Annotated in this window: 9 protein-coding genes; all 9 read left to right on the forward strand. The window is 44.7% G+C overall.

Translation table 11 applies throughout. The features are described from left to right. A partial coding sequence (locus AQS8620_RS17310; protein WP_143267581.1) for a major capsid protein occupies positions 1 to 438 on the forward strand: 438 nt, incomplete at its 5' end. 110 nt (positions 439 to 548) lie between these two features. Beyond that, on the forward strand, positions 549 to 1,076 hold the full coding sequence (locus AQS8620_RS17315) for a hypothetical protein (protein ID WP_000487867.1): 528 nt from the start codon (positions 549 to 551) through the stop codon (positions 1,074 to 1,076). A gap of 8 nt (positions 1,077 to 1,084) precedes the next feature. Beyond that, positions 1,085 to 2,071 (forward strand): Minor spike protein, encoded by a 987-nt coding sequence (locus tag AQS8620_RS17320; protein ID WP_000466547.1) that lies wholly within the window; start codon positions 1,085 to 1,087, stop codon positions 2,069 to 2,071. A gap of 63 nt (positions 2,072 to 2,134) precedes the next feature. Next, complete coding sequence (locus AQS8620_RS17325; RefSeq protein ID WP_000252566.1) at positions 2,135 to 3,676, forward strand: replication endonuclease; 1,542 nt, start codon at positions 2,135 to 2,137, stop codon at positions 3,674 to 3,676. Then, the gene (locus AQS8620_RS17330) at positions 3,609 to 3,761 is read left to right on the forward strand and encodes a hypothetical protein (RefSeq protein WP_435988044.1); all 153 of its coding nucleotides are present in this window, start codon (positions 3,609 to 3,611) and stop codon (positions 3,759 to 3,761) included. The genes AQS8620_RS17325 and AQS8620_RS17330 overlap by 68 nt, the downstream gene beginning before the upstream one ends. Next, positions 3,694 to 3,933: a phage DNA packaging protein C gene (locus tag AQS8620_RS17335; protein WP_016670801.1), complete on the forward strand. Its 240-nt coding sequence runs from the start codon at positions 3,694 to 3,696 to the stop codon at positions 3,931 to 3,933. The genes AQS8620_RS17330 and AQS8620_RS17335 overlap by 68 nt, the downstream gene beginning before the upstream one ends. Then, positions 3,930 to 4,388 carry a scaffolding protein D gene (locus AQS8620_RS17340; RefSeq protein WP_000084700.1) on the forward strand — a complete coding sequence of 153 codons (459 nt, stop codon included), beginning with the start codon at positions 3,930 to 3,932 and terminating at the stop codon, positions 4,386 to 4,388. Before AQS8620_RS17335 ends, AQS8620_RS17340 begins: the two co-directional genes overlap by 4 nt. Next, positions 4,388 to 4,504 carry a phage DNA packaging protein J gene (locus AQS8620_RS17345; protein ID WP_000033471.1) on the forward strand — a complete coding sequence of 39 codons (117 nt, stop codon included), beginning with the start codon at positions 4,388 to 4,390 and terminating at the stop codon, positions 4,502 to 4,504. The genes AQS8620_RS17340 and AQS8620_RS17345 overlap by 1 nt, the downstream gene beginning before the upstream one ends. A 36-nt stretch (positions 4,505 to 4,540) precedes the next feature. Beyond that, positions 4,541 to 5,513, forward strand: a 973-nt coding sequence (locus AQS8620_RS17350; protein WP_080700182.1) for a major capsid protein, incomplete at its 3' end; no start/stop codon positions are given.

Here is a 5,513-nt window from a genome sequence, read left to right on the forward strand (position 1 = left end):
ACTATGTTTACTCTTGCGCTTGTTCGTTTTCCGCCTACTGCGACTAAAGAGATTCAGTACCTTAACGCTAAAGGTGCTTTGACTTATACCGATATTGCTGGCGACCCTGTTTTGTATGGCAACTTGCCGCCGCGTGAAATTTCTATGAAGGATGTTTTCCGTTCTGGTGATTCGTCTAAGAAGTTTAAGATTGCTGAGGGTCAGTGGTATCGTTATGCGCCTTCGTATGTTTCTCCTGCTTATCACCTTCTTGAAGGCTTCCCATTCATTCAGGAACCGCCTTCTGGTGATTTGCAAGAACGCGTACTTATTCGCCACCATGATTATGACCAGTGTTTCCAGTCCGTTCAGTTGTTGCAGTGGAATAGTCAGGTTAAATTTAATGTGACCGTTTATCGCAATCTGCCGACCACTCGCGATTCAATCATGACTTCGTGATAAAAGATTGAGTGTGAGGTTATAACGCCGAAGCGGTAAAAATTTTAATTTTTGCCGCTGAGGGGTTGACCAAGCGAAGCGCGGTAGGTTTTCTGCTTAGGAGTTTAATCATGTTTCAGACTTTTATTTCTCGCCATAATTCAAACTTTTTTTCTGATAAGCTGGTTCTCACTTCTGTTACTCCAGCTTCTTCGGCACCTGTTTTACAGACACCTAAAGCTACATCGTCAACGTTATATTTTGATAGTTTGACGGTTAATGCTGGTAATGGTGGTTTTCTTCATTGCATTCAGATGGATACATCTGTCAACGCCGCTAATCAGGTTGTTTCTGTTGGTGCTGATATTGCTTTTGATGCCGACCCTAAATTTTTTGCCTGTTTGGTTCGCTTTGAGTCTTCTTCGGTTCCGACTACCCTCCCGACTGCCTATGATGTTTATCCTTTGGATGGTCGCCATGATGGTGGTTATTATACCGTCAAGGACTGTGTGACTATTGACGTCCTTCCCCGTACGCCGGGCAATAATGTTTATGTTGGTTTCATGGTTTGGTCTAACTTTACCGCTACTAAATGCCGCGGATTGGTTTCGCTGAATCAGGTTATTAAAGAGATTATTTGTCTCCAGCCACTTAAGTGAGGTGATTTATGTTTGGTGCTATTGCTGGCGGTATTGCTTCTGCTCTTGCTGGTGGCGCCATGTCTAAATTGTTTGGAGGCGGTCAAAAAGCCGCCTCCGGTGGCATTCAAGGTGATGTGCTTGCTACCGATAACAATACTGTAGGCATGGGTGATGCTGGTATTAAATCTGCCATTCAAGGCTCTAATGTTCCTAACCCTGATGAGGCCGTCCCTAGTTTTGTTTCTGGTGCTATGGCTAAAGCTGGTAAAGGACTTCTTGAAGGTACGTTGCAGGCTGGCACTTCTGCCGTTTCTGATAAGTTGCTTGATTTGGTTGGACTTGGTGGCAAGTCTGCCGCTGATAAAGGAAAGGATACTCGTGATTATCTTGCTGCTGCATTTCCTGAGCTTAATGCTTGGGAGCGTGCTGGTGCTGATGCTTCCTCTGCTGGTATGGTTGACGCCGGATTTGAGAATCAAAAAGAGCTTACTAAAATGCAACTGGACAATCAGAAAGAGATTGCCGAGATGCAAAATGAGACTCAAAAAGAGATTGCTGGCATTCAGTCGGCGACTTCACGCCAGAATACGAAAGACCAGGTATATGCACAAAATGAGATGCTTGCTTATCAACAGAAGGAGTCTACTGCTCGCGTTGCGTCTATTATGGAAAACACCAATCTTTCCAAGCAACAGCAGGTTTCCGAGATTATGCGCCAAATGCTTACTCAAGCTCAAACGGCTGGTCAGTATTTTACCAATGACCAAATCAAAGAAATGACTCGCAAGGTTAGTGCTGAGGTTGACTTAGTTCATCAGCAAACGCAGAATCAGCGGTATGGCTCTTCTCATATTGGCGCTACTGCAAAGGATATTTCTAATGTCGTCACTGATGCTGCTTCTGGTGTGGTTGATATTTTTCATGGTATTGATAAAGCTGTTGCCGATACTTGGAACAATTTCTGGAAAGACGGTAAAGCTGATGGTATTGGCTCTAATTTGTCTAGGAAATAACCGTCAGGATTGACACCCTCCCAATTGTATGTTTTCATGCCTCCAAATCTTGGAGGCTTTTTTATGGTTCGTTCTTATTACCCTTCTGAATGTCACGCTGATTATTTTGACTTTGAGCGTATCGAGGCTCTTAAACCTGCTATTGAGGCTTGTGGCATTTCTACTCTTTCTCAATCCCCAATGCTTGGCTTCCATAAGCAGATGGATAACCGCATCAAGCTCTTGGAAGAGATTCTGTCTTTTCGTATGCAGGGCGTTGAGTTCGATAATGGTGATATGTATGTTGACGGCCATAAGGCTGCTTCTGACGTTCGTGATGAGTTTGTATCTGTTACTGAGAAGTTAATGGATGAATTGGCACAATGCTACAATGTGCTCCCCCAACTTGATATTAATAACACTATAGACCACCGCCCCGAAGGGGACGAAAAATGGTTTTTAGAGAACGAGAAGACGGTTACGCAGTTTTGCCGCAAGCTGGCTGCTGAACGCCCTCTTAAGGATATTCGCGATGAGTATAATTACCCCAAAAAGAAAGGTATTAAGGATGAGTGTTCAAGATTGCTGGAGGCCTCCACTATGAAATCGCGTAGAGGCTTTGCTATTCAGCGTTTGATGAATGCAATGCGACAGGCTCATGCTGATGGTTGGTTTATCGTTTTTGACACTCTCACGTTGGCTGACGACCGATTAGAGGCGTTTTATGATAATCCCAATGCTTTGCGTGACTATTTTCGTGATATTGGTCGTATGGTTCTTGCTGCCGAGGGTCGCAAGGCTAATGATTCACACGCCGACTGCTATCAGTATTTTTGTGTGCCTGAGTATGGTACAGCTAATGGCCGTCTTCATTTCCATGCGGTGCACTTTATGCGGACACTTCCTACAGGTAGCGTTGACCCTAATTTTGGTCGTCGGGTACGCAATCGCCGCCAGTTAAATAGCTTGCAAAATACGTGGCCTTATGGTTACAGTATGCCCATCGCAGTTCGCTACACGCAGGACGCTTTTTCACGTTCTGGTTGGTTGTGGCCTGTTGATGCTAAAGGTGAGCCGCTTAAAGCTACCAGTTATATGGCTGTTGGTTTCTATGTGGCTAAATACGTTAACAAAAAGTCAGATATGGACCTTGCTGCTAAAGGTCTAGGAGCTAAAGAATGGAACAACTCACTAAAAACCAAGCTGTCGCTACTTCCCAAGAAGCTGTTCAGAATCAGAATGAGCCGCAACTTCGGGATGAAAATGCTCACAATGACAAATCTGTCCACGGAGTGCTTAATCCAACTTACCAAGCTGGGTTACGACGCGACGCCGTTCAACCAGATATTGAAGCAGAACGCAAAAAGAGAGATGAGATTGAGGCTGGGAAAAGTTACTGTAGCCGACGTTTTGGCGGCGCAACCTGTGACGACAAATCTGCTCAAATTTATGCGCGCTTCGATAAAAATGATTGGCGTATCCAACCTGCAGAGTTTTATCGCTTCCATGACGCAGAAGTTAACACTTTCGGATATTTCTGATGAGTCGAAAAATTATCTTGATAAAGCAGGAATTACTACTGCTTGTTTACGAATTAAATCGAAGTGGACTGCTGGCGGAAAATGAGAAAATTCGACCTATCCTTGCGCAGCTCGAGAAGCTCTTACTTTGCGACCTTTCGCCATCAACTAACGATTCTGTCAAAAACTGACGCGTTGGATGAGGAGAAGTGGCTTAATATGCTTGGCACGTTCGTCAAGGACTGGTTTAGATATGAGTCACATTTTGTTCATGGTAGAGATTCTCTTGTTGACATTTTAAAAGAGCGTGGATTACTATCTGAGTCCGATGCTGTTCAACCACTAATAGGTAAGAAATCATGAGTCAAGTTACTGAACAATCCGTACGTTTCCAGACCGCTTTGGCCTCTATTAAGCTCATTCAGGCTTCTGCCGTTTTGGATTTAACCGAAGATGATTTCGATTTTCTGACGAGTAACAAAGTTTGGATTGCTACTGACCGCTCTCGTGCTCGTCGCTGCGTTGAGGCTTGCGTTTATGGTACGCTGGACTTTGTAGGATACCCTCGCTTTCCTGCTCCTGTTGAGTTTATTGCTGCCGTCATTGCTTATTATGTTCATCCCGTCAACATTCAAACGGCCTGTCTCATCATGGAAGGCGCTGAATTTACGGAAAACATTATTAATGGCGTCGAGCGTCCGGTTAAAGCCGCTGAATTGTTCGCGTTTACCTTGCGTGTACGCGCAGGAAACACTGACGTTCTTACTGACGCAGAAGAAAACGTGCGTCAAAAATTACGTGCAGAAGGAGTGATGTAATGTCTAAAGGTAAAAAACGTTCTGGCGCTCGCCCTGGTCGTCCGCAGCCGTTGCGAGGTACTAAAGGCAAGCGTAAAGGCGCTCGTCTTTGGTATGTAGGTGGTCAACAATTTTAATTGCAGGGGCTTCGGCCCCTTACTTGAGGATAAATTATGTCTAATATTCAAACTGGCGCCGAGCGTATGCCGCATGACCTTTCCCATCTTGGCTTCCTTGCTGGTCAGATTGGTCGTCTTATTACCATTTCAACTACTCCGGTTATCGCTGGCGACTCCTTCGAGATGGACGCCGTTGGCGCTCTCCGTCTTTCTCCATTGCGTCGTGGCCTTGCTATTGACTCTACTGTAGACATTTTTACTTTTTATGTCCCTCATCGTCACGTTTATGGTGAACAGTGGATTAAGTTCATGAAGGATGGTGTTAATGCCACTCCTCTCCCGACTGTTAACACTACTGGTTATATTGACCATGCCGCTTTTCTTGGCACGATTAACCCTGATACCAATAAAATCCCTAAGCATTTGTTTCAGGGTTATTTGAATATCTATAACAACTATTTTAAAGCGCCGTGGATGCCTGACCGTACCGAGGCTAACCCTAATGAGCTTAATCAAGATGATGCTCGTTATGGTTTCCGTTGCTGCCATCTCAAAAACATTTGGACTGCTCCGCTTCCTCCTGAGACTGAGCTTTCTCGCCAAATGACGACTTCTACCACATCTATTGACATTATGGGTCTGCAAGCTGCTTATGCTAATTTGCATACTGACCAAGAACGTGATTACTTCATGCAGCGTTACCATGATGTTATTTCTTCATTTGGAGGTAAAACCTCTTATGACGCTGACAACCGTCCTTTACTTGTCATGCGCTCTAATCTCTGGGCATCTGGCTATGATGTTGATGGAACTGACCAAACGTCGTTAGGCCAGTTTTCTGGTCGTGTTCAACAGACCTATAAACATTCTGTGCCGCGTTTCTTTGTTCCTGAGCATGGCACTATGTTTACTCTTGCGCTTGTTCGTTTTCCGCCTACTGCGACTAAAGAGATTCAGTACCTTAACGCTAAAGGTGCTTTGACTTATACCGATATTGCTGGCGACCCTGTTTTGTATGGCAACTTGC

It is taken from the genome of Aquimixticola soesokkakensis, assembly GCF_900172375.1.
GTDB lineage: Bacteria > Pseudomonadota > Alphaproteobacteria > Rhodobacterales > Rhodobacteraceae > Aquimixticola > Aquimixticola soesokkakensis.